The 23,905-nt window shown below is 68.9% G+C and carries 18 protein-coding genes, 1 tRNA gene and 2 rRNA genes; 11 read left to right on the top strand and 10 right to left on the bottom strand.

All coding sequences use genetic code 11. The features are described 5' to 3' along the window. The first annotated feature begins 113 nt into the window (after positions 1 to 113). Together EPO51_RS21625 and EPO51_RS21620 are read left to right on the top strand one after the other, a co-directional pair. A complete protein-coding gene (locus EPO51_RS21625) occupies positions 114 to 983 on the top strand; it encodes a 2-keto-4-pentenoate hydratase (protein WP_293354480.1) in 870 nt (289 codons plus the stop codon). Beyond that, positions 961 to 2,250 carry an MFS transporter gene (locus EPO51_RS21620; RefSeq protein ID WP_293354478.1) on the top strand — a complete coding sequence of 430 codons (1,290 nt, stop codon included), beginning with the start codon at positions 961 to 963 and terminating at the stop codon, positions 2,248 to 2,250. Before EPO51_RS21625 ends, EPO51_RS21620 begins: the two co-directional genes overlap by 23 nt. 43 nt (positions 2,251 to 2,293) lie before the next feature. Here EPO51_RS21620 and EPO51_RS21615 read toward each other — a convergent pair whose 3' ends face one another. Then, entirely contained in the window at positions 2,294 to 4,306 is a 2,013-nt protein-coding gene (locus EPO51_RS21615) for a monooxygenase (RefSeq protein ID WP_293354477.1), read from the bottom strand. 127 nt (positions 4,307 to 4,433) lie between these two features. Between EPO51_RS21615 and EPO51_RS21610 the strand changes: the two genes are divergently transcribed. Continuing rightward, complete coding sequence (locus EPO51_RS21610) at positions 4,434 to 5,024, top strand: TetR/AcrR family transcriptional regulator (protein WP_293354475.1); 591 nt, start codon at positions 4,434 to 4,436, stop codon at positions 5,022 to 5,024. Positions 5,025 to 5,028: 4 nt separating this feature from the next. Here EPO51_RS21610 and EPO51_RS21605 read toward each other — a convergent pair whose 3' ends face one another. Further along, positions 5,029 to 6,087 (bottom strand): LacI family DNA-binding transcriptional regulator, encoded by a 1,059-nt coding sequence (locus EPO51_RS21605; RefSeq protein WP_293354473.1) that lies wholly within the window; start codon positions 6,085 to 6,087, stop codon positions 5,029 to 5,031. 132 nt (positions 6,088 to 6,219) lie between these two features. Here EPO51_RS21605 and EPO51_RS21600 point away from each other — a divergent pair, with 132 nt between their 5' ends. The 3 genes from EPO51_RS21600 (at position 6,220) to EPO51_RS21590 (ending at position 10,941) form a co-directional block, all read left to right on the top strand. Next, positions 6,220 to 7,704 (top strand): UxaA family hydrolase, encoded by a 1,485-nt coding sequence (locus EPO51_RS21600; protein ID WP_293354735.1) that lies wholly within the window; start codon positions 6,220 to 6,222, stop codon positions 7,702 to 7,704. Then, positions 7,704 to 9,140, top strand: a complete 1,437-nt coding sequence (locus tag EPO51_RS21595) for a mannitol dehydrogenase family protein (protein ID WP_293354471.1) — start codon at positions 7,704 to 7,706, stop codon at positions 9,138 to 9,140. Before EPO51_RS21600 ends, EPO51_RS21595 begins: the two co-directional genes overlap by 1 nt. 151 nt (positions 9,141 to 9,291) lie before the next feature. After that, on the top strand, positions 9,292 to 10,941 hold the full coding sequence (locus EPO51_RS21590; protein ID WP_293354469.1) for a hypothetical protein: 1,650 nt from the start codon (positions 9,292 to 9,294) through the stop codon (positions 10,939 to 10,941). On the opposite strand, the gene EPO51_RS21585 is transcribed toward EPO51_RS21590, so the two are convergent. After that, positions 10,938 to 11,849, bottom strand: a complete 912-nt coding sequence (locus EPO51_RS21585; RefSeq protein WP_293354467.1) for a LysR family transcriptional regulator — start codon at positions 11,847 to 11,849, stop codon at positions 10,938 to 10,940. The genes EPO51_RS21590 and EPO51_RS21585 overlap by 4 nt on opposite strands. 96 nt (positions 11,850 to 11,945) lie before the next feature. Here EPO51_RS21585 and ilvD point away from each other — a divergent pair, with 96 nt between their 5' ends. Both ilvD and EPO51_RS21575 read left to right on the top strand, forming a co-directional pair. Beyond that, complete coding sequence (gene ilvD, locus EPO51_RS21580) at positions 11,946 to 13,784, top strand: dihydroxy-acid dehydratase (RefSeq protein WP_293354465.1); 1,839 nt, start codon at positions 11,946 to 11,948, stop codon at positions 13,782 to 13,784. A gap of 85 nt (positions 13,785 to 13,869) precedes the next feature. Beyond that, positions 13,870 to 14,352, top strand: coding sequence for a nuclear transport factor 2 family protein (locus EPO51_RS21575; protein WP_293354463.1), 483 nt, complete (start codon positions 13,870 to 13,872; stop codon positions 14,350 to 14,352). A 44-nt stretch (positions 14,353 to 14,396) separates the two neighbouring features. On the opposite strand, the gene EPO51_RS21570 is transcribed toward EPO51_RS21575, so the two are convergent. Beyond that, positions 14,397 to 14,717 carry a helix-turn-helix domain-containing protein gene (locus tag EPO51_RS21570; RefSeq protein WP_293354461.1) on the bottom strand — a complete coding sequence of 107 codons (321 nt, stop codon included), beginning with the start codon at positions 14,715 to 14,717 and terminating at the stop codon, positions 14,397 to 14,399. 151 nt (positions 14,718 to 14,868) lie between these two features. Between EPO51_RS21570 and EPO51_RS21565 the strand changes: the two genes are divergently transcribed. After that, positions 14,869 to 17,700 (top strand): TonB-dependent receptor, encoded by a 2,832-nt coding sequence (locus tag EPO51_RS21565; RefSeq protein WP_293354459.1) that lies wholly within the window; start codon positions 14,869 to 14,871, stop codon positions 17,698 to 17,700. Between the two features lie 81 nt (positions 17,701 to 17,781). On the opposite strand, the gene EPO51_RS21560 is transcribed toward EPO51_RS21565, so the two are convergent. The 3 genes from EPO51_RS21560 to EPO51_RS21550 form a co-directional block, all read right to left on the bottom strand. After that, entirely contained in the window at positions 17,782 to 18,819 is a 1,038-nt protein-coding gene (locus EPO51_RS21560; protein ID WP_293354457.1) for an NADP-dependent oxidoreductase, read from the bottom strand. A gap of 56 nt (positions 18,820 to 18,875) precedes the next feature. Continuing rightward, positions 18,876 to 20,702, bottom strand: a complete 1,827-nt coding sequence (locus EPO51_RS21555; RefSeq protein WP_293354455.1) for a transglycosylase domain-containing protein — start codon at positions 20,700 to 20,702, stop codon at positions 18,876 to 18,878. A gap of 161 nt (positions 20,703 to 20,863) precedes the next feature. Then, positions 20,864 to 21,211 (bottom strand): DUF1428 domain-containing protein, encoded by a 348-nt coding sequence (locus EPO51_RS21550; protein ID WP_293354453.1) that lies wholly within the window; start codon positions 21,209 to 21,211, stop codon positions 20,864 to 20,866. Between the two features lie 172 nt (positions 21,212 to 21,383). Between EPO51_RS21550 and pyk the strand changes: the two genes are divergently transcribed. Both pyk and EPO51_RS21540 read left to right on the top strand, forming a co-directional pair. Next, positions 21,384 to 22,799: a pyruvate kinase gene (pyk, locus tag EPO51_RS21545; RefSeq protein ID WP_293354732.1), complete on the top strand. Its 1,416-nt coding sequence runs from the start codon at positions 21,384 to 21,386 to the stop codon at positions 22,797 to 22,799. 62 nt (positions 22,800 to 22,861) lie between these two features. Beyond that, on the top strand, positions 22,862 to 23,203 hold the full coding sequence (locus EPO51_RS21540) for a hypothetical protein (protein ID WP_293354451.1): 342 nt from the start codon (positions 22,862 to 22,864) through the stop codon (positions 23,201 to 23,203). A gap of 111 nt (positions 23,204 to 23,314) precedes the next feature. On the opposite strand, the gene EPO51_RS21535 is transcribed toward EPO51_RS21540, so the two are convergent. The 3 genes from EPO51_RS21535 to EPO51_RS21525 all read right to left on the bottom strand — a co-directional run. Beyond that, a tRNA-Met gene (locus tag EPO51_RS21535) sits at positions 23,315 to 23,391 on the bottom strand. A gap of 58 nt (positions 23,392 to 23,449) precedes the next feature. After that, positions 23,450 to 23,564: ribosomal RNA gene (gene rrf, locus EPO51_RS21530) — 5S ribosomal RNA — on the bottom strand. Between the two features lie 69 nt (positions 23,565 to 23,633). Further along, positions 23,634 to 23,905: ribosomal RNA gene (locus tag EPO51_RS21525) — 23S ribosomal RNA — on the bottom strand; the annotation flags it as partial.

Genomic DNA, 23,905 nt, shown 5'->3' with positions numbered 1-23,905 from the left:
TGACACCGGTTACCTATTCGCACAATGTGCAGCCGACCCGGCCGGGAGTCTCCGGTCCAAAGACCAGAAGAAGCGCCGCGACCGTGATCGGACCGGCCGGAGGACAACAGCACGTGACTGTTCCGGCGGCGAAGACCGCGACTGCGTTTGATCCGGCCAAGGTTGCGCGACAATTCGTCGAAGCGCGCCGGGCCGCCCGCGCCCTGCCCGCATTCCCCGGCCCCCTGCCCGCCGACCTGGCCGCCGGCTACCGCGTGCAGGACGCGGCCATCGGATTGTGGCCCGAGCCCGTAGTCGGCTGGAAAGTCGGCCGCATCCCGCTGGAACTGCAGGCCGAACTGGGCGCCGAGCGCGTCATGGGCCCCGTGTTCGCCGGCCACCTCTGGCAGGCCGATCCGGCCCATCCCACGCCGCTGCCCTTGATCGTTGGCGGCTTCGGGGCGGTGGAAGCCGAGTACGTCTATCGCATCGGCCGCGACACGCCGGCCGACAAGCTGAACTGGACTCCGGAGGAGGCCCTGGCCTTCGTCGACGAGCTGCTGGTGGGCGTCGAGTTCGCCGGCAGTCCGCTCCGCACCATCAACGTCCTGGGCCCGCGGGTCGTGGCCTCCGATTTCGGCAACAACGCCGGCCTGATCCTGGGCCGCGCCGTGCCGGGCTGGCGCGACCGGGCCGACATCGCCCCGCCCTGCCAGGCCTATGTGGACGGCAAGCTGGTGGGCGAGGGCTCACCGGAGTCGATCCCGGGCCGTCCGCCAGCCTCCCTCGCCTTTCTGCTCGCCGCCTGCGCGGCGCGGGGCCGTCCCCTGAAGGCCGGTCAGCTGGTGACCACGGGCGCGGCGAGCGGCATTCATGACATCGAGGCCGGACAAACGGCCCGCATCACCTTCGGCGACCTGGAGGAGATCCGCTGCATCGCGGTTCCCGCCCTGCCCGCCGAAGGCCCTGGAGGAGATATGCATGACCACCGCCGGGCGGACTGACACCGCAGCCGACGCCCCAGCCGTTGCTGTAGGGCGCTACCGCTGGGTGGTCGTCGCCCTGCTCTTCACGGCGATGATCATCAACTACGTGGACCGCCAGGCCCTCGGGTTGCTCAAGGCCGATCTCACCACCGAGTTCGGCTGGAGCGAGACCAACTACGCGGACCTGGTCTTCTGGTTCCAGGCCGCCTACGCCATCGCCTATCTGGCCTGGGGCCGGATCATCGACCGGATCGGCGCCCGCTTCGGCTTCGGTATCGCCTTCGCGATCTGGCAGGTCGGCCACATGGCCACCGCGGCGGCCGGGTCGTTCGGCGGATTCATCGCCTCGCGGGTGATCCTGGGCCTGGGTGAAGGCGGCGCCTTCCCGTCCGGGATCAAGTCGATCACCGAGTGGTTCCCCAAGAAGGAACGCGCGTTCGCGACCGGCCTCTTCAACGCCGGCACCAACATCGGCGCCATCGTGACGCCGCTGCTGATCCCCGCCCTCACCCTGGCGTTCGGCTGGAAGATGACGTTCATCGTCACCGGCTTGATGGGCCTGGTGTGGCTGCCGATCTGGCTCCTGGTCTACCGCCGTCCGCGCGAGCACAAGAAGGTCTCGGCGGCGGAACTTGCGCACATCGAGAGCGACCCGGCCGACCCGGTCGACAGGATTCCGTGGATCCGGCTGCTCCGCTATCGCGAGACCTGGGCCTTTGCGATCGGCAAGTTCCTGATCGACCCGATCTGGTGGATGTTCCTGTTCTGGCTGCCGGACTTCCTGGGCAAGCGCCACGGCCTCGACCTGAAGACCTTCGGCCCGCCGCTCGTCGTCATCTACCTGCTGTCCGACGTGGGGAGCGTCGGCGGCGGCTGGCTGTCGTCGCGGTTCATGAAGATGGGCTGGTCGATCAACCGGGCCCGCAAGACCACCATGCTGGTCTGCGCCCTGCTGGCGGTGCCCGTCGCCGGCGCGGCGCTGGCGTCCAACCTCTGGGTCGCCGTCCTGATCATCGGCGTGGCCACGGCCGCCCACCAGGGCTTCTCGGCCACCCTCTACACCCTGCCGGGAGATGTCTTCCCCCGCAGCGCCGTCGGCTCCGTGATCGGCATCGGCGGGATGCTGGGCGCGGTCGGCGGCATGGTGTTCTCCAAGTACATCGGCGGCGTGCTGGAAGACCTTGGCACCTACACGCCGATCTTCGTGGTGGCCGCCTCGGCCTACCTCCTGGCTCTGCTGGCCGTGCATCTGCTGACGCCGAAGATGGAGCCGGTGAAGATCTAGCCCTGCCTCCTCTCCCCCCGCGCAGCGAGGGGAGAGGCGTATTCTACCGCCCGCCCGGCGTTCCGCCCGCGGGCGTGACTTCGGCGGTGGCCGCCGGCTTGCGCTTCGGCATCAGCTTCTGGGCCGCCTCCAGCTCCTTGCGATCCACGCCGCCGTCCTTGTTGGCGTCGATCATCGCGAAGTACTTCTTCAGCGTCTCGCCCAGGTTGCCCTTGAGTTCGTCAGGCTGGAGCTTGGAGTCCATATCGTCGTCCATGACGCCGATCATCAGGCCAGCCTGCATCAGCTTGTCGTTCTCGGGCTTCTGCTTCGCGACCGTTTCGTCCGTCCAGCGGTAGTGGAGGTAGAGCGCCAGCATCTCCTCGGACGACTGCTCGCCCCAGCGGATCTCGCGCTTCGGATCCGGGTTGGCCGGGTTGCGTGTAGAATTGTCGAAGGTCCAGCGGGTGATCACCTTCGAACCGGCGGGAACCTTCAGCGGCTTGGCCAGGAAGTACTCGTACTGCCAGTTGAAGTCGTACCGGGGCATGGCCAGCAGCATCTCCTGCTTGCCGTTCGGATACTGCACCGCGACGTTCACCGACCCGCCGCGATGGTGGGCGTGCGGCGTCAGGCCGTAGAGGATCATCTCCTTCGGCACGTCGATATAGGCCTGCTCGTGGTGGTACTCGGCGCCCGGCGGGATCACGATCGAGAAGTCGAAGATGCCGAAGGTGCGCAGCACGTATTTCGGCTCCTGGCCCTTCGGGTAGAAGTAGATTCCCATCTGGGTCTCTTCCGTCGTCTCCCGGCCATAGGGCGTGTAGTGGTTCTGGAAGGCGATGCCGCCCGAGGGCGGCACCCAGACGCCGGTGTCCAGCGGCTGCAGGTTCGAGCCCCGGCCCGGGCCGTAGCCGCCCAGCGAGGCGCCCCACGACGCCTCGGACGCGGTGTCGCCCGCCTTCGCCTCTCCCGTGACCACGCCGGTCAGGATGTGGTGCACCACCTGGCGGTCGGTGACCCGGAAGGTCGTGGCCTTCATCCAGCGCCCCTCGGCCATCGCGTTCGGCACCACCGGGCGCGAGTAGTCCAGGACGCCCGAGGCCGGGATCTTCACCGGCGGAATGGTGACGATCACGTCCGGCTTGCCCAGCGGCCAGTCGGGGGCCTGGAACTTCACCTTGGCCAGCGGGTCCTCGCCCTTGCCGCGAGGCGCGCCGGCCTCCACCCAGTGGACCAGGGTCTTGATCTCGGTCGGGCTCAGCCGCTCGTCGTGAAGAAACGCGCCCACCGTCTCGTCGGCCAGGAAGGGGGGCATGCGCTTGGTCCGCAGCACCTCGCGGATCATCGGCGAGAAGCCCTTCACCTGCTCGTAGGTGTTGAGCGGCATCGGCCCGATCCCGCCGGGCTGGTGGCAACCGGTGCATTTGGCCTGGATGATGGGCGCCACGGTCGCGGCGTAGCTGATCTTCCCGTGCGCCTTGCCGCGTTCCGGAAAGGCGATGACGCCGCCGCGGGCCACGTGCGTGGGAACGGCGACAGGCTTGCCGGCCGAAACCGCCTCGATCGCCTCCCGCGCCCAGGTCTCGCCCGCCGGGCCGGCCACGGGCCCGCGCCACGCCACGGTCCAGGTCCTGGGGTCGATGACGATCACCTCGCCCGCCCGGGTGACGCCCAGTTGCTCGCCCACCAGCTGCTCATAGTCGAACAGGATCGGCAGGGTCAGGCCGGCGGCCTTGGCTTCGGGAGTCACCGTCTCGCGCCGGTCGCCCAGCCGCGAGTCCAGCATGTAGACCTCCACGCCCGGCGAAGCGGCCTTCAGCGCCATATAGGCGGCGGCTTCCGTCTTCACCGTCGCGTCGCCGCTGGCGTAGGTGATCAGCACGACGGCCTTGGCGTCGCCCTTCCGGTAAAGCTGGTGCGAGAGGTAGTTCTGATCCGGCAGCCGGAAGTCGTCGACCATCTGCGCCGCCGGCGCCTGCGCCCCCGCTCCGGTGGTCAGCCCGCCGGCGCCTAACGCGGTGGCCGCTAGCAGTGCGGCCAAACCTATGCGCCGCGTGGTCTTCGAGATGGTCATTGGCCGTCCTCCCCAAGGCGCCGTACTCCATTCCCGGGCCTCTTCGGGCCTTCGGGCGCGCCGCGGCTTGTCGCCATGGCGGAGCACTTACGATATACAGTGGATCATAACGGACCGTAGCGCTTCGATGTCAACTGTCTTGGACGCCCGGGTTGTGCGCACGCGCGAGGCGTTGCGCCAGGCCATGATCGACCTGGCGACGGAGAGCCCGCTCGACGCCATCACCGTGCGCGCCATCGCCGCCCGCGCAGGCGTCGGCTACGCCACCTTCTTCCGCCACTACGTGGACAAGGAGGGCCTGCTGGCCGATGTGGCCGACATGCTGACCAGGGCCTTCCTCACCCAGGTGCGGCCGCTGCTGCGCGAGAAGGACCGCCGGGGCGCCGCCCGCTCGCTCTGCGCCTTCGTCGAGGACAACCTGGCCATCCACCAGGCGCTGATCGCGGGCGGGGCCGGCGAGACGGTGCGGGCGGGGATGTTGCGCCAAACCCTGGAAACGGTCGGCCGCGCCCGGTCCTCGGCGCCGGGCGGGCCGCTGGACGATCTCCTCCTGTTCCACCTGGTCTCGGCGATCCTCAACCTGCTCGCCTGGTGGCTGCGCAACTTCGACCAGGTGGACGCCGGGACGATGGCCGAGATCATCGACCGCACGGTGCTCACGCCCGTGGGCGCGCTCCGGCGCCTGCCGCCGGATGGGCTGGGCGACGGCCCGGCCTAGCCGCTCAGTCCCTGCACGGCGGGGGGGCCGTCGATTCCCGCACCACCAGCGACGGCAGCCGGCTCTTGGGATCGCGGCCATCGTCCTCGCGGCCCATCAGCCGCTCAACCGCCAGGCGGCCGATCTCGCGGGTGGGAGTGCGCACCGTGGTGAGCGTCGGCCAGAGGCGCGAGGCGATCTGGAAATCGTCGAAGCCGACCACCGACAGGTCCTCGGGCACCCGCAGGCCGGCCTGTCGCGCCGCCTGCAGCACGCCGGCGGCCATCTCGTCGTTGCCGGCGAAGATCGCGGTGGGCGCCGGCGACATCGCCAGCAGTTCCCGGCCGCGCTCGATCCCGGACTCGTAGGTATAGGCGCCCTCGACCGCGAAGGCCTTGGCCAGGTGCAGGCCGCGCTCCTCCAGGGCCTCCTCGAAACCCGATCGCCGCTCGTGCGAGGATCGGAAGCTGCGCGGCCCGGAGACGAAGGCGATCCGCGTATGCCCCAGCTCGGCCAGGTGGGCAGCGGCCTCGCGCCCGCCCAGGCGGTCGCGGGTCTCGATCATGTGCTCCGGCTGGTCCAGGCTGACCGAGGCCACCCGGACGTAGGCGCAGCCGATCTCGGCCATGATGGTCGCGGCCCGCTCGTCCTCGGACACCGAGGGCGTCAGCACCACGCCGAACAGCCGCTGGCGCTCCACGAACGACCGCAGGTCCTCCAGGAACGTCGGGCTGGACCGGTCGCAGGGATGCACCACCAGTTCGAAGCCCGAGCCCTTCATGCCGTCCAGCAGGCCCAGCTGCATGTTCACGACATACTGCGGGTTGGGGTTGTCGTAGACGAGGCCGATCAGGAAGGCGCGGCCGTAGGCCAGCCCCCTCGCCTGCGGATCCGGCGCATAGCCCAGCTCGGCGATCACCGCCTCGATCCGCTCGCGGGTCTCGGCGCGCACGAAGGGCGAGGCGTTGATGACCCGGGAGACGGTCTTCTTCGAGACCCCGGCCAGGCGTGCGATATCGTTGATGTTCGGCCGGCGGCGCGACACGTCAGCAGGCCCGTCCTCGGGCGCACGCGGCTTGCTCATGGGAGGCTTCACGGGCAGTCGGACCGATCCTTCGAGGCGCAACAGCGCTATTCATATCTCCTGGCCTGTGCCGGGCCGCAACCGCAAGCCGGCTAAGCTTGAGATTTGAATGACACCGGTTACCATTTCCCGATGAACGACCCCGCCGCAACCCTGATGATCGATCCCCGCGACGACGTGGCGGTGGCCCTGCGCGCCGTGGCGGCCGGCGATGCGGTGGCCGACGGCGTCACGGCGCAGGCCGACATTCCCGCCGGCCACAAGATCGCGTTGCGAGCCATCGCCGCCGGCGAGGACGTGCGCAAGTACGGCTGGCCGATCGGCCACGCCACGCGAGCCATCGCGCCGGGCGCCCACGTGCACAGCCACAACCTGGCCACCTCGCTCTCGGGCGTGGAGACCTACGCCTACGACCCCGCGCCGGCCGAGGCCTTGCCGGCGCCGGCCGCCACGACCTTCCAGGGCTATCGCCGCGCCGACGGCCGGGTCGGCACCCGCAACGAGATCTGGGTGCTGTGCACCGTGGGCTGCGTCGCCCGCACCGCCCAGAAGATCGCCGCCGAGGCGCAGCGCCGGTTCGCCGGGCGCGTCGATGGCGTCCATGCCCTCACCCACCCGTTCGGCTGCTCCCAACTCGGCGGCGACCTGGACGCCACGCGCACCATGATCGCCGCGCTCGCCGCCCATCCGAATGCCGGCGGGGTGCTGATCCTGGGCCTGGGCTGCGAGAGCAACCAGCTGCAAGCTCTGCTCGACGCGGCCCCGCACCTGGACCGCGCTCGCCTGCGCGCCTTCACCGCCCAGGCCGCCGGCGACGAGATCGAGGAGGGTCTGGCGGCCGTCGCGGAACTGGTCGCCATCGCCGAGCACGACCGGCGCGAGCCTTGTCCCGTGGCCGACCTGGTGGTGGGCGTGAAGTGCGGCGGCTCGGACGGCTTCTCGGGCCTCACCGCCAATCCCGTGGTCGGCCGCATCGCCGACAAGGTCTGCGCAGCGGACGGGACCGCGATGCTCACCGAGATTCCCGAGATCTTCGGCGCCGAGCGCCTGCTGATGGCCCGCGCCACGGACCAAGCCGTGTTCGACGAGGTGGCCGCGGTGGTGAACGACTTCAAGCGCTACTTCCTCGACCACGGCGAGCCGGTCAGCGAGAACCCCTCGCCCGGCAATATCGAAGGCGGCATCACCACCCTTGAGGAGAAGTCGCTGGGCGCGGTGCAGAAGGCCGGCCGTGGACCGGTGACCGAGGTGGTCCGCTATGGCGGCCGAGCGCACAAGCGCGGCGTCGTGCTGCTGGAGGCGCCCGGCAACGACGCGGTGTCGTCCACGGCGCTCACCGCGGCCGGCGCCACGGTGATCCTGTTCACCACCGGCCGCGGTACGCCGCTGGGTTTCCCGGCCCCGACGCTCAAGATCGCCACCAACTCCGGCCTCGCCCAGCGCAAGCCGCGCTGGATCGACTTCGACGCCGGCCGCATCGTCAGCGGCGAGAGCCTCGATGCCGCGGCCGAGCGACTCATGGACCTCGTTCTCGCCACCGCGTCTGGCCAGGTCACCCGCGCCGAAGAGAACGGCGAGCGCGAGATCGCCCTCTGGAAGCGTGGCGTCACCCTGTAATGCGTCTCTCCGACCAAACCCTGGCGCAGGTTCGCGCGCCCGCCCGCAGGCCGGCCTATGACCGCGCCGCCACCCGCGTGGGCGTGGTCCACTTCGGCCCCGGCGCCTTCCACCGCGCCCACCAGGCCTGGTACTTCGACCGCATGCTGGCGACCGATCCGGGCCTCGCGATCTGCGCGGTTTCGCTCCGCACACCCGACCTTCGCGACGCGCTCGAGCCCCAGGACGGCCTCTACGCCCTGGCCGAGAAGGAGGCCGATCCGACCGTCCAGGTGATCGGGGCCATCAAGGAAGTGCTGGTCGCGAGTGAAGACCCTGAGGCCGTGTTCGAACGGCTGGCGCAGGCCCGCTACGTCACCTCGACCGTCACCGAGAAGGGTTACTGCCTGACCACTGGCGGCGACCTGGACCTGGACCATCCCGACATCCGCCACGACCTGGACACGCCCGAGCGTCCGGTCAGCCTGATCGGCTGGATCACCGAGGCCCTTCGGCGGCGGAAAATCTCGGGAGTTCCGTCGTTTACGACGATCAGCTGCGACAACCTCTCCGACAATGGCCTGAAGCTGCGCCGCGCCGTCGTGCGGTTCGCCGAAGCCTGCGGCGAACGCGATCTCGCCGCCTGGATCGAGGCCGAGGCGGCCTTCCCCTGCAGCATGGTGGACTCCATCACGCCCGCCACCGACGACGCCCTGCGCGTCCAGGTCGAAGCCGCCCTGGGCCTCGCCGACGCCTGGCCCGTACAGCGCGAGCGGTTCGTCCAGTGGGTGGTCGAGGACCGCCTGGGCGCCGACGCCGCCCTGTTCGCGGCCGCGGGCGCCACCATCGCGCGCGCCGTGGCGCCGTTCGAGCGGGCCAAGCTGCGGCTGCTCAACGGCGCCCATTCCACATTGGCCTATGTGGGTTTGGGCGTCGGCCACGAGACCGTCTCGGCCGCCATGGCCGACCCTCGCCTGGCGGGCTTCGTCGAGCGCATGATGCGCCAGGACGTGGCGCCTAGCCTCGACGCCCCCGAACTCGACGTCGCCGGCTACATCGACGATATCCTGACCCGTTTCCGCAACCCGGCGATCGTCCACAAACTGTCTCAGATCGCCTGGGACGGCTCGCAGAAGCTGCGCTTCCGCCTGCTGGAGACCGCCGCCGAAGCCCTGGCCGCGGGCCGCCCGGTGGACCGCCTGGCGGTGGGCGTCGCAGCCTGGATGCGCTTCGTGGTCCGCCAGTCCCGGGCCGGCGCCCCCATCACCGACCCCCTCGCCGAGACCCTGGCCAGCGTGGCCGCCGCCTGCGACGGCTCCGAAGCGGACGTGGCCCGCTTCCTGGCCCTGGAGAGCGTCTTCCCTGCCGCCCTGGCGAACGACGCCCGCTTCCGCACGACCGTGGTTCGAGCCTACGCCGGCCTGAACACCAACCCCGACACCGTCCTCGCCCTTTGAGGATGAGCCTCTAACCTGCCTTCCCTGAAACTCGCCTCTCGCGCGCACCCTATTGCCAAGCTTGGCGTCGCTATTGCAGGTTGCTGACTGGGGGATCACGCGGTTCGGAAGAGTGCCGACCGGACCCTCGCGTAACCTGGGGGACCACCACATGGCCAATCCGATACCGTCCAGCGGCCCGTCGCCGCTGACCGGCGAGCTGCTGTTCGACGCCACGACGAGCGGATTCCAATGGACGCTCGGCCCGGACCGAACGATCGACTGGTCGATATCCGGGGGCTTCGTCGGCGAGACCTGGGCGTCCTCCGAACAGGTGCGTCTGGGCGTCCAGGCCGCGCTGGAGAGCATCGCGTCCTTCGTGGACATCCGCTTCAACTTCGTGGGCGTCTTCGCCGACCCCAGCGCAGCGGCCCGGGCCGGCAGCGAGATCAATGTTGGCCTCTCGCGCGAAAGCCGGCTGGTCGGCGACGATCCCGACTTCGCCGCGGTCGGCTATTTCCCGAGCACTCAATTCGACGCCGTCCATTACGACGGAGCCCACGGCGACGTCCTGCTGAACGTGAACAGCGCCGCGAACACCTTGACGAACTTCCTGCCTGGCGGCCCCGGCTATCTGCTGTTGCTGCATGAGCTCGGTCACGTCCTCGGTCTGAAACACCCTCATGACGATGGCGGGACCGGCCGGCCCACGCTGGCCGATATCGGTCTGGAAGGCCTGGATTTCGATTGGGGTACGGTCATGGCCTACACGGATGAGGCCGACGATCCCCGCTTTTTCCCGGCCACGCCGATGATGCTGGATGTCATCGCCCTGCGGCATCTCTACGGCCCCAACCTGAGGACGAACGCCGGCGACGATACACACCTGATCCGGGCCACCGGCAGCTACGGCACGCTGTGGGACGCAGGCGGACGCGACACCCTGGACGCCTCGGGCTCGATCCGGGGCTGGTACGTCTACCTGCCGGACGATCCCGTGTCGGCGACCGATCCCGTCATGGTCGGCATCGCCACGCCGACGGACGAACTGGACCTCGACGCGCCCCAGTCCCTGACCTGGCTGATGGGCGATATCGAGAATGTGCGCGGCTCCGCCCAGGCCGATGAGATCTACGGCAGCGCGCTGGCCAATGTGATCGCCGGCAATGGCGGCGACGACTACATCGACGGCTGGCGCGGCGACGACGTCCTGGACGGGGGCGCAGGTGATGACGTGGTCTGGGGTGACTTCGGCTCGGACACGATCAGCGATCCCTCCGGCTCGAACTACCTGCGCGGCGAGGACGGGAACGACTCGATCACCGGCGGCTCCGGCTTCGACGACATCAACGGCAACACCGGCAACGACACCGCGTCCGGCGGCGTGGGCGAGGACTGGGTGGTCGGCGGAAAGGACAACGACAGCCTGTCGGGCGACGCCGCCACCGATCTCGTCTACGGCAACATCGGCAACGACACCTGCGACGGCGGCGACGGGAACGACATCGTCCGTGGCGGGCAGGACGACGACCTCGTGCTCGGCGGGGCCGGCGACGACTTCGTCTCCGGCGACCGCGGATCGGACACCATGACCGGCGGCGCGGGCGCCGACCTCTTCCACACCTTCGGCGACGCGGGGATCGATCGGGTGACCGACTTCAGCCTGGCCCAGGGCGATCGCGTCCAGCTCGATCCCGGGACCCAATACACGGTGAGCCAGTCGGGCGCGGACACGGTCATCAACATGACCGGCGGCGGCCAGATGATCCTGGTGGGCGTCCAGATGAGTTCGCTCACCCCCGGCTGGATCTTCGGCGCCTAAGCCGCGCCGGGTCCCTCCGCCGCGATCTGCAGAAAGCGGTTCAACGTCGGCGTCAGGTCGTCCCGGCGCCACACGATGCCGGTTTCGAGCGACGGGACCTCCCCGGCGAGATCGACGTATCGCACGCCGGTGCGCGCCAGGTTGCGCAACGAGGCGGGCGCCAGCGCGACGCCCATCCCGGCCGAGACCAGGCTGATGATCGTCTGCATCTGAATCGCCTCCTGGACGATGCGGGCGGTTCCTCCACGGGCCGTGAAATAGCCGGTGATCAGGTCGTGGAAGGCCGGCGCCGAGCGCCTCGGGAAGATGATCAGCGGCGACTGGACCACGACCGCCGGGTCCAGTCGCCCGCCGCGGAGAGGCAGACGCCCGTCTTCGATCCAGCTTTCCGGCACGGCCGCGACCAGCCGCTCCGAAAGCAGGCGGCGATAGTTCAGGGCCGCGGGCAGAGCGCCGGTGGCTGGCGGGATGATGATCCCGGCCTGCCCCGCGCCCTCCAGCAGGGCCGCGATCTGCACCTCGCTGGTGGCTTCCCGCAGCGCGATCTCGACGGCCGGATAGAGCGAAGCGTAGCGGCGCACCAACGCCGGCAGGACGCTGTAGTCCGCAGTGCTGACGAACGACAGCTCCAGCCGCCCCGCCTCTCCGTCGCGCAGTCGGTTGGCGATGCTCGGCAAGGCCGCCAGCTCATCGAGCACCGCGCGAACATGGACCAGCCACTGTTCGCCGAAAGGGGTGAGCGCGACGCTTCGCTTCGTTCGGATGAAGAGCGGCGCGCCAAGCTCGCGCTCCAGCGCCATGATCGACTGGCTGAGCGGCGGCTGGGTCATATTCAGCCGCTCGGCCGCCCGGCCGAAGTGCAGCGTCTCGGCCACCGCCGCGAAATGCCGAAGCTGGCGCACGTCCATCTGTGATATCTACAGCGACCTAAAACCATCCCAAAAGTATATTTCCCGCGCGAGGACGGCGGGGCTATTCCGCGGCGGATCAGCCAGGACGCCGCCATGCCCCCCTACCGCTCCCGCACCTCCACCCACGGCCGCAACATGGCCGGCGCCCGGGGCCTTTGGCGGGCCACGGGCATGAAGGACGCGGATTTCGGCAAGCCGATCATCGCGGTGGTGAATTCCTTCACCCAGTTCGTGCCTGGACACGTGCATCTGAAGGACCTGGGGCAACTGGTCGCCCGTGAGATCGAGCGCGCCGGCGGCGTGGCCAAGGAGTTCAACACCATCGCCGTCGACGACGGCATCGCCATGGGCCACGACGGCATGCTCTACAGCCTGCCCTCGCGCGAGCTGATCGCCGACAGCGTCGAGTACATGGCCAACGCGCACTGCGTCGACGCCCTGGTGTGCATCTCCAACTGCGACAAGATCACGCCCGGCATGCTGATGGCGTCACTGCGCCTCAACCTGCCCACGGTGTTCGTCTCCGGCGGGCCGATGGAAGCCGGCAAGGTCGTCCTGAAGGGCAAGGAGGTGGCCCTCGACCTGGTGGACGCCATGGTCGCGGCGGCCGACGACTCCGTCAGCGACGCCGACGTCGCCGTGATCGAGCGATCCGCCTGTCCGACATGCGGCTCGTGCTCGGGGATGTTCACCGCCAATTCGATGAACTGCCTGACCGAAGCGCTGGGCCTGTCGCTGCCCGGCAACGGCTCGGTCCTGGCGACGCACGCCGACCGCGAACGCCTGTTCCTCGAGGCCGGCCGCCTGATCGTCGACATCACCCGCGCCTACTACGAGCAGGAGGATGCAAGCGTCCTGCCGCGGTCGGTGGCGAACTTCGCGGCCTTCGAGAACGCGATGAGCCTCGACATCGCCATGGGCGGCTCGACCAACACCGTCCTGCACCTGCTGGCGGCGGCGCACGAGGCGGAGGTCAATTTCACCATGGCGGACATCGACCGCCTGTCGCGCCGGGTCCCGTGCCTGTCGAAGGTGGCGCCGGCCAAGGCCGACGTGCACATGGAGGACGTCCACCGCGCCGGCGGCGTGATGGCGATCCTCGGCGAGTTGGATCGCGCCGGCCTGCTCCACACCGACACACCCACTGTGCATAGCCGGACCCTGGGCGAGGCGCTGGACCGTTGGGACATTCAGCGCACCAACAGCGAGACCGTACAGACCTTCTACAAGGCAGCCCCCGGCGGCGTGCCGACCCAGGTCGCGTTCAGCCAGAGCCGTCGCTGGGCGGACCTCGATCTGGACCGCGAGGCCGGCGTCATCCGCAGCGTCGAGCATGCCTTCTCGAAGGACGGCGGGTTGGCGGTCCTGAAGGGCAACCTGGCCGTGGACGGCTGCATCGTGAAGACGGCCGGCGTCGACGACAGCATCCTCGTCTTCTCGGGGCCGGCGCGCGTGTTCGAGAGCCAGGACGCAGCCGTCAACGCCATCCTGACCGGCAGGATCAAGGCGGGCGACGTGGTGGTGATCCGCTACGAGGGACCTCGCGGCGGCCCGGGGATGCAGGAGATGCTGTATCCGACCAGCTATCTGAAATCGAAGGGCCTGGGAAAGGCCTGCGCCCTGATCACCGATGGCCGGTTCTCCGGCGGCACCTCCGGCCTGTCGATCGGCCACGTTTCGCCCGAGGCGGCGGAAGGGGGCGTGATCGGCCTGATCGAGGACGGCGACCGGATCTCAATCAATATTCCCGGCCGGTCGATCGAACTGCAGGTCACGGAGGCGGAACTGGCGAACCGGCGCGCGGCCATGCTGGCGCGTGGCTCTCAAGCCTGGCGGCCGGTCGGGCGCGACAGGAAGGTGTCGCTTGCCCTGCGCGCGTACGCGGCCTTCACCACCAGCGCGGCGCGCGGCGCGGTGCGGGACCTCCGATAGCCGCCTCGTCTTCGCGGTTACCGGAAGGTGCCTTCTTGCGTCGTCCACGCTCGCCTGCCCACGATCACCTTGTTGGGGGGCGGCCATGATCGCGGAGAAACGTACCGGCCACAGGGCCGTCACCATGGCCTTGATCGCCGCGACCCTGTGGTGGGTGGCGCCCGCCGCCGCCGCTCGGGCAGCCACACCGCAGCTCCAGGCCTTGCCGCCCGACCTCGCCCGCGCGCTGGGCGCCTACAACCAGGCGACGGCGCACAACGACACGAGGACGCTCGCAGCCCTGGTGACCGAGGACTATGTGCTCGTGAACTCGGACGCGAGCGTCCAGGGTAAGGCGTCCTATCTCGCCGACTTCGCCGCGCCGGGCTTCAGGATCGATCCTTACGAGGTCACACCGCTCACTTATCAGGTGCGGGGCGACGCCGCCTTGACGGCGTGGGCCTTCAAGCTCAGCTGGACTCAGGACGGTCGCCGTCAGACGCGGCGGCTGCGCATCGCCCATTTCTGGGTGAAGCAGGCCGGGCGATGGCGGATCGCCTACACGCAGCTCACGCGCATTCCCGAATAGGCCGCGTCAGGCGGCGGCCAGGACCGCAACCTGCCGCCACGCCCCTAAGCCGCAGCCTTCAGCGCGCCCAGTTGCTCGGCGATCCGGTGGACCAGGGCGTCGGCGGAAACGCCGAGGCTATCGGCGATCCGGCAGAACTCCAGCAGGTCCACGCGCCGCTGCCCGCGCTCGATCATGGCTACGTGCGAGCCGGTCTTCCCGAGGCGCGCCGCCAGGGCGCGCTGGCTGAGCCCCGCCTCCCGGCGCGCGCCGATGAGCACCCCGCGCACGATGCTGTACTCGTCCGAGAACACGGGGTTCGGCCGCCGCGGGGTCCGGTTGAGATGGATTGTCACTGTGTTGACACCGGTGTCAGTGAAAGGCATGTTCCCTCCACGCCTGGGGTTTGCTTCGTTTTGAGCGCGTGAATCCAGGGTAATATGACACCGGTGTCATTACAACCGGCGTCGGACGCGAAACAAGGCCGCACGGACGGTCACACGACGGCGCCGCCGTCGTGGATGGGGAGGGATACTGATGATGCGACCGGGCGATTTCCGCCTGCGCCGGCTGGTTTGCGGCGTGTCCATTCTGGCTCTCGGCGCGATCGCCGCCGGCCAGGCCGCGGCTCAGACCGCGCCAGCGGCCGAATCCGCGGAGGTCGACGAAATCGTCGTCACCGGCTTCCGCCAATCGCTGGGCGCCGCAATCAATGTAAAGCGCGAAACAGTCTCCTCGGTCGATGTGATCGTCGCCGAAGACATCGCCAAGTTCCCCGATCAGAACCTGGCCGAGTCGCTGCAGCGGATTCCCGGCATCTCGATTCAGCGTGACGGCGGCGAAGGGCGCGCCATCACGGTCCGGGGTCTTTCGGGCCAGTTCACGCGCGTCAGGGTCAACGGCCTTGAGGCCATCGCAACGTCCACGGACGGCGCCAGCCCCAATCGCGACCGGGCCTTCGACTTCAACGTCTTCGCGTCGGAACTCTTCAATTCCCTGGTGGTGCACAAGACGGCCGAGGCCTCGCTCGACGAAGGCTCGCTGGGCGCCGTGGTCGACCTGAACACCGGCAACCCTCTCGCCGGCAAGGCGGGGCTCACCGCCGTCATCTCCGCTCAGGGCCAATACAACGACCTCAGCGACGATATCGGCCCGCGGCTCGCCGGCCTGGTCTCATGGAGGTCCGAGGACGGGGTCTTCGGAGCCTCCCTGTCCGGCGCCTACACGAAGAACGATACGCTGGAGCTCGGCAACAATACGGTCCGGTGGGCGCAGGCGCGGTTCGACTCGGTCGATGGCGTCCGCTGCTTCACGGCGCCGAACAGCGGCGGAACCTATGTGCCCAGCGCCGGGTGTAACGCCGCGGCCCTGGCCTTCCATCCCCGCATCCCGCGTTACGGCAAGGTGGGTCACGACCGCGAGCGGATCGGCCTCACCGGCAGCCTCCAGTGGGCGCCGACCGAACGCACCAAGGTCTCGCTGGACGGCCTGTACTCGCGGTTCCGCGAGACGCGGACCGAGCAGTGGGCCGAGGTGCTGTTCCGCTCTAACGAACGCTCGATCGACGCCCGGAATCTGACCATCGACCCGGCCACCAACGACATCGTCGCCGGCACCTTCGACGACGCCTGGGTGCGGACCGAGAACTATCTGCGCAAGTCGGAGACCGAGTTCTACCAGTTCAGCCTGAACGCCAGCCACGAGTTCACGGACAACTTCCGCGTCAACGTGCTTGGGGGCATTTCGAAGTCGGACGCCGACATCCCGGTCGAGACGACCTTCGTGTACGACGACCGCGACGCCGCCGGTTACCACTACGACTATACCGACTCCCGCAGTCCCCTTCTCACCTTCGGCACCAGCGTGACCGATCCGGCCAACTTCCAGCTTGCCGAACTGCGCGACCGGCCGTCGAACAACACGAACAAATTCAAGACGCTGGCCGGAAACCTGGAATGGGACGTGACCGAGGGCGTGCAGCTTGTCGCCGGGGCCGTCTACCGCCGCTTCGACTTCGACCTTGAAGCCTACACCCGTGACACCGTCGTCTGCCCGACCCGGACGACGGCCGGACCGGACGCCGTTCTCGGAACCATCACCTGCACCCCGTCGAGCGTCTTCGGCGCCAACGCCGTCTACGGCTATCGCGGAACTGCGGCCCTTAGCCGGACCGTCAACCTCGGCAGCGCCGGGCAACCCTCCGGTACGACGACGACCTGGGTGGTCCCGGACATCGACGCCGCCGCGGCTTTCACCGGCCTCTACGGCCGCACCGCCGCCATCGACGCGGGCAATATCCGTTCGGTGCGGGAGGAAGACACCGGCGGTTTCGTGCAGGGCAACTTCAAAGGCGAGATCGGCGGTATCCGCTTCGCCGCCAATGCCGGTCTCCGCTACATGGAGACCGACCAATCGTCGACCGGGCTGAACAGCGGCGTCGAGGTGACGGCGAAGCGCAAGTATCACGACTGGCTTCCGGCCGTGAACCTGGCGATCTTCCCGACCGAGCAGATCATCATCCGCGCCGCGGCGTCGGAGGTGATGACCCGGCCGAACCTCGGCAACCTGACCCCCGGCGGCACCGTCGATGGCTTCAACTACCGCGTCACGTTCGGCAATCCGAAGCTGGATCCGTTCCGGGCCAAGGCCTACGACGCCGGCGTCGAGTGGTACTTCGCACCCCAGGCGGTGGCGTCGGTCGCGGTGTTCAAGAAGGACATCCAGTCCTTCCCCCTGGGCGTGACCCGGACCGGCACCTTCGCGTCGACCGGCCTCCCGACCTCGGTCATCAACCCGAGCTCGCCCGCGGCGTCGAACGTCGAGGGCCAGGCCTGGACCATCTCGACGACCGAGAACGGCAGCGGCGGCAGCCTCAAGGGCGTCGAGCTGGCCATCCAGGCGCCGTTCAGCTTCCTGCCCGGCTTCTGGGCCAACTTCGGCGGCATCGCGAACGCGACGTTCGTGGACTCCAACGTGACTTATCGGGTCTCCGGTCCGGCGACCACGCCGGGCGGCGCCTCGCCGGGCCTGGACGTCGACTCGCCGCTCTATGGGCTGGCCAAGCGCGCCTACAACGCCACCCTCTACTATGAAGAGGGCAAGTTCAGCGCCCGCGCCTCGATCGCCTATCGTTCCGGCTTCGTCGACAACGCCAGCGCCACGGGCAACATCTTCGAGGGTTACAACTCGTCGGTGAACGTCGACGCCTCGGTGAAGTACCGCGTGACGGAACAGCTCGAACTGTCTCTGGAGGGGATCAACCTGACGGACGACTATCGTGACCGGTACGTCGATAAGGAAGCCAACCGCGCCTACGAGAACAACCACTTCGGCCGCACCATCATCTTCGGTGTCCGCTACCGCATGTAGTCGGGGACGCGGCGACCGTCGCATTCGCAAAGATGAGGCCGGGCGGAGCCATCCGCCCGGCCTTCTTCTTGGCGCGAGGCCCTAGCCTGTGGGGTCGGCGGCGATCCTCACCAGCATCTTGCCGAAATTGCCGCCGCGCAGCATCTCGGCGAAGGCGGCGGGCACGGTCTCCAGACCCTCGCGGATGTCCTCCCGATAGCGAACCTCGCCCGAGGCGACCCAGCCGGCCATGTCGCGAAGGAAGGCGTCCTGGTGCGCGGCGACGTAGTCGCCGACGAACAGGTCGCCCACCTTGACCCCGCGCTCGCGGAAGATCGCCTCGCCGCGGCGCATCAGCTCGGCCCGCGCGTCCATCCCCGCAGCGTCGCCATAGTGGGCGATCAGCCCGCAGATCGTCATCCGCGCGCCTGCGTTGAACAGCGGCAGGACCGCATCGAACACCGCGCCGCCGACGTTTTCGAAATAGACATCCACGCCCGCCGGACAGGCTGCCGCCAGATCCTGCGGAAGCGTCGAGCTCAGGTGAGAGACGCAGGCGTCGAACCCCAGTTCGTCAACGACGAACCGGCATTTGTCTTCCCGGCCGGCGATCCCCACCACGCGGCAGCCGCGCAGCCGGGCAAGCTGGCCCGCGATCTGGCCGACGCCACCGGACGCGGCCGAGACCACCACGGTCTCGCCCGCCTTGGGTTCCGCCATCAGGATCATCCCCGCATAGGCGGTCAGGCCCAGCATGCCCAGCACACCGACCGCCTGGGAGATGCGCCCTTGGGCCGGGTCCAGCTTGCGCGGGATCATGTAGGCGGGCCGCGCGACGCCCTCCCCCATCAGGCCATACTCGGCCCAGCCGTTGGTGTTGAACACGAAGTCGCCGGGCGCGAGGCCCTCCATCCGGCTCTCGACGACCTGCGAGACGGTGCGCGCATGACAGGGCCCGCCCGCCGGTTCGACGCCGCGCCGCTTGTAGCCCCATTGGTAAGGGTCGAGGGAGACGTAGATCGTCCGGGTCAGCGCCTGACCCTCCGCCGGCGTCGGGATGGGGCCTTCCCGCAGCTCGAAGGTGTCCGGCTCGGGCCATGGCGGCAGCGGCCGGTCGGCCAAGGTCCAGTACCTGTTCATCGGCGTTCCCGCGATCGTTCCCGGACCGACCTTAGACCAGCGTGCGCGGGTCGGTTCTAGTCCGTCGGCGGATCGACCGGCGGCGGGGAGGCCGTAGCCTCCGGCGCGACGGCCTGCGCGGCGATCTCCACCGGCGGCGTCGGGACCGGCGCGGGCGGGCCTAGTGGGATCGCCTGGGTCGGCGCGCGCTTGAGCGCCGTCGTCATGAAGCCCCGCCACATCTCGGCCGGCGCCGTCGCGCCGCTGATCCGCCCCATGGGCTTGGCGTCATCGCGGCCCATCCAGGCGCAACTCGCGAAGCCGCCCGTATAACCGCAGAACCAGGCGTCCTTGTAGTCCGAGGTGGTGCCGGTCTTGCCGGCCAGGTCGTAGCCCGCGACATTCGCCCGTGCGCCGGTGCCGGCGACCATGACCGTGCGCAGCATCCGGTTCAGCTCGCCCAGCGCCGGGTTGGCGATGGCCGGGACCGGCGCGGGCGTCCGCTTCTGGTAGATAATCGTGCCGCCCGAGCGGATCCTCTCGATGCCATAGGCCTGGACGCGATTGCCGCTGTTCGAGAACGCGGCGTAGGCCTGGGTCATTTCCAGCGGCGAGACCAGGGTGGTGCCCAGCGCCATGGCGGGGTCGGTGTTGACGGGCGAGCTGATGCCGATGCGTCGGGCGGTCAGCGCCACCTGTGGGCGTCCCACCTCGTCGGCCAGCCGCGCGGCCACGGTGTTCACCGACTTGGCCAGCGCCGTTTCCAGGGTGATGGGGCCCAGGTAGCTGCCGACCTCGTAGTTGCTGGGCGTCCAGCCGTTGATCGTCACCGGCTCGTCGATCACTGGCGTGTCCGGCGTACGGCCCTGCTCCAGGGCCGTCAGATAGACGAAGGGCTTCCAGGCCGAGCCGGCCTGGCGCCGCGCGCTGACCGCGCGGTTGTAGGGGGCGGTCGGATAGTCGATCCCGCCGACCAGCGCGCGGACCCGGCCGGAACCGTCCATCGCCACGATGGCCGCTTGGTCGGCGCCCTGGGTCCTGAAGCGCCCGACCGTGGCCTTGGCGGCGTCGCCCGCCGCGGTCTCCATCCGCTGGTCCAGGGTGGTGTCGACAGTGAGGTCGCGGGTGAGCTTCGGGACCATGCGGCGGACCTCCGCGTCCACCCAGTCGACGAAGTACTGCGACGGCGCCGTGGCCGCGGTCTTGAAGATCCGGGGCTTCTGGGCCAGCGCCTTCTCGCGCTGCGCGGGGGTGATGGCGCCGGTCTCGACCATGGCCGCAAGGACCAGCTTCGTCCGCTCGGCTGACCGTTCTGGCTGCTCGATGGGATTGTAGCCGGTGGGCGATTTCAGGATGCCGGCCAGGATGGCGGCTTCGCGGATCGAGAGCCCGGCGGCCGGCTTGTTGAAATATCGCTGCGAGGCGGCTTCCAGGCCATAGGCTCCGGCGCCGAAATAGACCCGACTGAGATAGAGACCCAGGATCTGCTTCTTGCTGTAGCTGCGTTCCAGGTCGATCGCATAGACCAGTTCCGTGGCCTTGCGCTCCAGGGTCCGCTCCTGGCTGAGGAACAGGTTCCGCGCCAGCTGCTGCGTGATGGTCGAGGCGCCCTGGGTCGCGCGCCCCTCGCTCAGCCCCATGACGATGGCGCGAGCGATGCCGCGAGGATCGAAGCCGTCATGCTCGTAGAACCGTCGGTCCTCGATGGCCACGAACGCCGCGGGCACATAAGGCGGCAGCCTGGCCACGTCCACGGGCGGCGCGAACCGTCCGCCGCGCACCCCGATCACCGCGCCGTTGCGGTCGAGGTAGGTGACCTGGGGCGTACGCTCGATGGCGGGCATGCGCGGCAGGTCCGGCGCCTGCGGGGCGGCCATCGAGAGGGCGGCGACAAGGGACAGCACGTTGGGGCGGCTCCTGGGACGACGGCTCCCTCAAGCCCGTCCGATGCGGCCCTTATGTGTCCCGCGCCGCCGGCGCGGCCAAGATAAATCGCGGTAATGCGGCGGCGTTGCGCAGCATCGGGACGCGGCCTGCACCACTTCTCGACGCCGCGCCGCGGGCGTTAGAGGGCGATGAAGCTTTGGAAGCCGCCGTAGATCATCCGCTTGCCGTCGAACGGCATGTCGCCGTCCTTCAGCCGCTCGTCGGCCATTACCTTGGCCATCACCGTGTCGCGGTGCTCCCGGGACTCGTAGGTCGCCCAGGAGAACACCACCACTTCGTCGTCCTTGGCCTGGACCGCGCGAGGGAACGAGGTCAGTTCGCCATAGGGTACGTCGTCGGCGAAGGTCTCGACGTAGCTGAGCGCGCCGTGCTCCATCCAGACCTTGCCGCCCAAGGCGGCCATGGCCTTGTAGGCCTCGATCTTCGCCTTCGGCACCGCCAGCACGAAACCGTCCACATAGGGCATGGGAAGCTCCTTCCGATTGTTCCGACCTTAGGACGTCCGAGCGCACCCTATCCCGACAATCGAGAAACCGAACTGGCGGCCCGGCGGTTGCTTGCTGGCAGGACCGGCGAGGGCCAAATTGGCACGTCCGGATTCGCGGACCAAGAGGGAGACCGCCCGCGTGGCTGAAGCGATCCGGCGCCGCCGGCGGGTGAAGATCGTGGCCACCATCGGGCCGGCCTCCTCCAGCCTCGAGCGGCTCGAGGAACTGTTCCGCACGGGAGCCGACGTCTTCCGCCTCAACTTCAGCCACGGCGCCCAGGAAGGGCACGCCGAGGTGGTCGAGCGGATCCGCAAGGTCGAGAAGAAGACCGGCCGGCCGATCGGCATCCTGGCCGACCTTCAGGGGCCCAAGCTCCGGGTCGGGCGCTTCGCCGGCGGAGCGGTCGTGCTGCAGTGGGGCCGCACACTGCGCCTCGACCTCCAGGAACGGCCGGGCGACGGCCAGCGCGTGCAGCTTCCCCATCCCGAGATCATGGCCGCCGCCAGCCCTGGCTCGGTCCTGTTGCTGGATGACGGCAAGATCCGCCTCGAGGTCACCCGCCAGACGCCGGAGTTCCTGGAAACGCGGGTGATCGTCGGCGGCCGCCTCTCGGACCACAAGGGCGTGAACCTGCCCGGCCTGGTGCTGCCGATCCCGGCGCTGACCAGGAAGGACCGTTCCGACCTGGCCTTCGCCCTGGAGCACGGCTGCGACTGGATCGGGCTGTCGTTCGTGCAGCGGCCGGAGGATGTGGCCGAGGCCCGCGAGATCGTCGGCGATCGAGCCTTCATCCTCTCGAAGATCGAGAAGCCGGGGGCGCTGCAATCCATCGACGAAGTGCTGCGCCTCTCCGACGCCATCATGGTGGCCCGGGGCGACCTGGGTGTGGAACTGCCGGCCGAGGACGTGCCGCTGATCCAGAAGCGCCTGATCCGGGCCGCCCATCGCTTCGGCCGCCCCGTCGTGGTGGCCACCCAGATGATGGAGAGCATGATCGAGAACCCGACGCCGACGCGCGCCGAGGCTTCCGACGTCGCGACCGCCGTGTTCGACGGGGCCGACGCCGTGATGCTGTCCGCCGAGAGCGCCACCGGCAAATATCCGGTCGAGACCGTGCGGATGATGGATCGGATCATCGCCCGCACCGAGGACGACGACGACCTCCGGGCCGGTCGCGCCGCGATGCGGCCGAAGCCCGAGAAATCCGCCGGCGACGCCATCTGCGCCGCGGCGCGGCAGGTCGCCGAGACCATCGAGGCCAAGGCGGTCGCCGCCTTCTCGCTTTCGGGTCGCACGGCCATCCGGATTTCGCGCGAACGGCCCGACGTGCCGATCCTCGGCCTGACCCCCAGCCTCGAGACCGCGCGGCGGCTCGCCCTGGTCTGGGGCGTGCATGCCCTGACCTCCGAGACGACCCATACGATGACGGAGACCGTGGCCCAGGCCGCGACGCTGGCGCTGAAGAGCGGGTTCGCCAAGCGTCGCGAGGAGATCGTGGTGATCGCCGGGGTGCCCTTCGGCCGCTCCGGGGGCACCAATTCGCTGCGGGTGGCCCAGGTCACCTGAGGCATCGCTTGACGGGCGCGGCTCCCGGACCCAGGCTCGGCGCAGTCCTGAAGGAGCCTCACATGCGGCTGTTCGCCCTCGTCTCCGGCCTCGCGATCCTGGGCGGCACGCCCTGCCTGGCGCTCACCATCTCCTCGGCCCCGCCGAGCCGCGACGCCGCCCAGCACCTCAAGCCGACCCAGAGCTCGGGCCCGCGGCTGCAGGACACCTTCGCCGGAAGCGGCCGGCCCGCGTCGGGCGCCAGCTACAGCAGCGGCTTCAGCGGAGGTTCCAGCGTCTACAGCAACACCACCACCTACGGCTTCGGGTCGGTGCAGACGACGATCAGCAACGACCCACGCGACCAGCGCTTCATCGACCGGCGCGAAACCGCCGCGCCGCTGGGTCTCGTGCCGCGGCGCTAGATGCGGAAACGGCCCCGCGCGATAGCGGGACCGCCACGGTGGGCCCCAGATGCAGGCCGGAATCAAAAATGCCTCCCGAAGGAGGCTGCGAATACGATCGGCTGGAAGCTTTGGGTGCGGGGACAGGATTTGAACCTGTGACCTTCAGGTTATGAGCCTGACGAGCTACCGGGCTGCTCCACCCCGCGGCAAAGCCTGAAATGACATCGTGAATTGAAGGGTTCTGGATCCTGATCTGCTTGGTAGACCTGGCGGCGACCTACTCTCCCGCGCCTTGAGACGAAGTACCATTGGCCCTGAGGAGCTTAACGACCGAGTTCGGAATGGGATCGGGTGGGGACTCCTCGGCATAACCACCAGGTCAACCAAGCAGATCAGAATGAGAAGACATCATTGGCTGCATGCAAAGCACGCATGAGTATTACTAAGAACGATCAAGCCGATCGAGCGATTAGTACCAGTAAGCTCCATGCCTCGCGGCACTTCCACACCTGGCCTATCAACGTGGTGGTCTACCACGGCTCTCAGCGAAGCCTTGTTTTGAGGTTAGTTTCCCGCTTAGATGCTTTCAGCGGTTATCTATTCCACACTTAGCTACCCTGCTGCGCGGCTGGCGCCACGACAGGTCCACCAGAGGTGTGTCCATCCCGGTCCTCTCGTACTAGGGACAGATCCTCTCAAGCTTCGTACACCCACGGCAGA

This window comes from Phenylobacterium sp., from assembly GCF_004297125.1.
In the GTDB taxonomy this organism is placed as follows: domain Bacteria; phylum Pseudomonadota; class Alphaproteobacteria; order Caulobacterales; family Caulobacteraceae; genus Phenylobacterium.
Note: the sequence above shows the minus strand (reverse complement) of the source record. Positions and strands in the feature narration are given on the sequence as shown.

What these genes read in the sequence shown, in the direction of transcription:
- EPO51_RS21565 (WP_293354459.1), top strand. Translation starts at nt 14,869, where the DNA reads ATGATGCGACCGGGCGATTTCCGCCTGCGCCGGCTGGTTTGCGGCGTG.
- EPO51_RS21600 (WP_293354735.1), top strand. Translation starts at nt 6,220, where the DNA reads ATGAACGACCCCGCCGCAACCCTGATGATCGATCCCCGCGACGACGTG.
- EPO51_RS21575 (WP_293354463.1), top strand. Translation starts at nt 13,870, where the DNA reads ATGATCGCGGAGAAACGTACCGGCCACAGGGCCGTCACCATGGCCTTG.
- EPO51_RS21550 (WP_293354453.1), bottom strand. Translation starts at nt 21,211, where the DNA reads ATGCCCTATGTGGACGGTTTCGTGCTGGCGGTGCCGAAGGCGAAGATC.
- EPO51_RS21610 (WP_293354475.1), top strand. Translation starts at nt 4,434, where the DNA reads ATGTCAACTGTCTTGGACGCCCGGGTTGTGCGCACGCGCGAGGCGTTG.
- EPO51_RS21540 (WP_293354451.1), top strand. Translation starts at nt 22,862, where the DNA reads ATGCGGCTGTTCGCCCTCGTCTCCGGCCTCGCGATCCTGGGCGGCACG.
- ilvD (WP_293354465.1), top strand. Translation starts at nt 11,946, where the DNA reads ATGCCCCCCTACCGCTCCCGCACCTCCACCCACGGCCGCAACATGGCC.
- EPO51_RS21570 (WP_293354461.1), bottom strand. Translation starts at nt 14,717, where the DNA reads ATGCCTTTCACTGACACCGGTGTCAACACAGTGACAATCCATCTCAAC.
- EPO51_RS21585 (WP_293354467.1), bottom strand. Translation starts at nt 11,849, where the DNA reads ATGGACGTGCGCCAGCTTCGGCATTTCGCGGCGGTGGCCGAGACGCTG.
- EPO51_RS21560 (WP_293354457.1), bottom strand. Translation starts at nt 18,819, where the DNA reads ATGAACAGGTACTGGACCTTGGCCGACCGGCCGCTGCCGCCATGGCCC.
- EPO51_RS21605 (WP_293354473.1), bottom strand. Translation starts at nt 6,087, where the DNA reads ATGAGCAAGCCGCGTGCGCCCGAGGACGGGCCTGCTGACGTGTCGCGC.
- EPO51_RS21620 (WP_293354478.1), top strand. Translation starts at nt 961, where the DNA reads ATGACCACCGCCGGGCGGACTGACACCGCAGCCGACGCCCCAGCCGTT.
- EPO51_RS21595 (WP_293354471.1), top strand. Translation starts at nt 7,704, where the DNA reads ATGCGTCTCTCCGACCAAACCCTGGCGCAGGTTCGCGCGCCCGCCCGC.
- EPO51_RS21590 (WP_293354469.1), top strand. Translation starts at nt 9,292, where the DNA reads ATGGCCAATCCGATACCGTCCAGCGGCCCGTCGCCGCTGACCGGCGAG.
- EPO51_RS21615 (WP_293354477.1), bottom strand. Translation starts at nt 4,306, where the DNA reads ATGACCATCTCGAAGACCACGCGGCGCATAGGTTTGGCCGCACTGCTA.